Here is a 1,588-nt window from a genome sequence, read left to right as displayed (position 1 = left end):
GTTCGGCGACAGTGTCGGCGCAGGGGGCGCTCGGCCCTACTCGATCGCCTGGAGCAGGGTGCGCAGGGCGTGGTCGAGGGTTTCGCGTTCGTCGGGGGTGAGGGCACAGAGGAGGCGGGATTCGTTGGCGGCGTGGTCGGTGACCGCAGCGTCGATGACTCTGTGGCCACGGCCGGTGAGCGCGACATGGAAGCTGCGGCGGTCGGTGGGATCGAGGCGGCGTTCCACCAGGCCGTCCGCCTCCAGGCGGTCCAGGCGGTTGGTCATGCCGGCACGGGAGAGCATCAGGGTCTTCGCGAGGGCGGACGGGATCAGGGTGTACGGGGGCCCGGAGCGGCGCAGCGCGGCCAGGACGTCGAACTCGCCGCGGCGCAGGCCGTGTCGGGCGAAGACTCCTTCGAGGGCGGGGGTGAGGAGGAGCGAGAGCTGACCCAGCCGTCCGAAGACCCCCATCGCCGACAGGTCCAGATCCGGCCGTTCCTTGTGCCACTGGTCGAGGATCTGATCGACCGCGTCTCTGGGGTTGCGGCGCGTCTCGGCAGTCGCACTCTGTTTGGTCACGTCTCCCTTGGCCATGCCTCCATCTTATTCGACGGCTGATAGTTAGCTGTCATACTATTCGAGCAGAATCACTTCTGCTGATCTCGATCCCGGCTCGCGTCCGGGGCCGGATGCGGTTCTACGAATGGAGGGGCGTATGTCCTTGATCACTCCCGATGCCCAGGGCGGAATTCTGGTCCGGGATGCCGAGGCCGAGGTGCTGGGCAGCGCTGAGAGCACCGTGCGGCTCTTTGCCGACGCCAGCACCACCGGCGGGGCCTTGAGCGCCCAACGGGTGACCCTGACCGCGGGCGCCGACGGAGCCTCACCGCACCACCACGCCGGATCGGCCGAGCTCTTCTTCGTGCTCGGCGGCCGGCTCCAGGCGCTGGCCGGGGACAGTGTGATCACTGCGGACGAAGGGGACTTCCTCCTCGTGCCGCCAGGACTGCCGCACGCTTTCGCCGCCGAACCCGGTGCGGACGCCGACGTACTGATCGTCATCACCCCGGGCGTCGAGCGCTTCGACTACTTCCGGCTGCTGGACCGTGTCCGCAAGGGCACGGCCGATCCACAGGAAGTCCTGGATTCGCAAGAGCGCTTCGACAACTTCTTCGTGGAGAGTGCCGCGTGGCGGCGGGCTCGTCAGGGTTCCTGATCATCCGATCGTCTCGGTTCGAGAGGCACGTCGTTCGTCGAGCGCGACGATGGCGCCCCGCCCGGCGAGTTCTTCGCAGAGGCCCGCGTCTCATGGTGCAGGGCGGCGATCACGGTGGCCGCGGCGTCGAGGTGGCCCTGGAGCCGAGTCCACTCGCGTTTCAGGTCCTTCTATCTGGCCGCGCAGGGTCGGTGTCCCGGCGGGCCTCGCCGGCGATGCGGGCTCCAGTGGCGGCCGTCCACTGGAAGACGGCCTCCACGAAGGCCCTCGCCGAAGCGGCGCTCAGCATGGACTCGCTGGAGCGGGCGAAGAACTTCCCGTCCTGAAGGCCGGAGGCCGCAGAGGCGGCGATTGGGCAGTTCATCGAGGCCGAGCGGAGCGGGCAGGCCG

At 68.8% G+C, this 1,588-nt stretch carries 2 protein-coding genes; one reads left to right on the top strand and one right to left on the bottom strand.

Going from position 1 to position 1,588, the window contains the following annotated elements:
* Positions 1 to 36: 36 nt before the first annotated feature.
* Complete coding sequence (locus ACFVV1_RS40795; RefSeq protein ID WP_390000703.1) at positions 37 to 576, bottom strand: MarR family winged helix-turn-helix transcriptional regulator; 540 nt, start codon at positions 574 to 576, stop codon at positions 37 to 39.
* Positions 577 to 697: 121 nt separating this feature from the next.
* Between ACFVV1_RS40795 and ACFVV1_RS40790 the strand changes: the two genes are divergently transcribed.
* The gene (locus ACFVV1_RS40790; protein ID WP_390000700.1) at positions 698 to 1,198 is read left to right on the top strand and encodes a cupin domain-containing protein; all 501 of its coding nucleotides are present in this window, start codon (positions 698 to 700) and stop codon (positions 1,196 to 1,198) included.
* The last annotated feature ends 390 nt before the right edge of the window (positions 1,199 to 1,588 follow it).

Origin of the sequence: Streptomyces sp. NPDC058092, from assembly GCF_042884935.1 — a bacterium.
In the GTDB taxonomy this organism is placed as follows: Bacteria; Actinomycetota; Actinomycetes; order Streptomycetales; family Streptomycetaceae; genus Streptomyces.
This window is presented reverse-complemented; position numbering and strand designations above follow the sequence as displayed.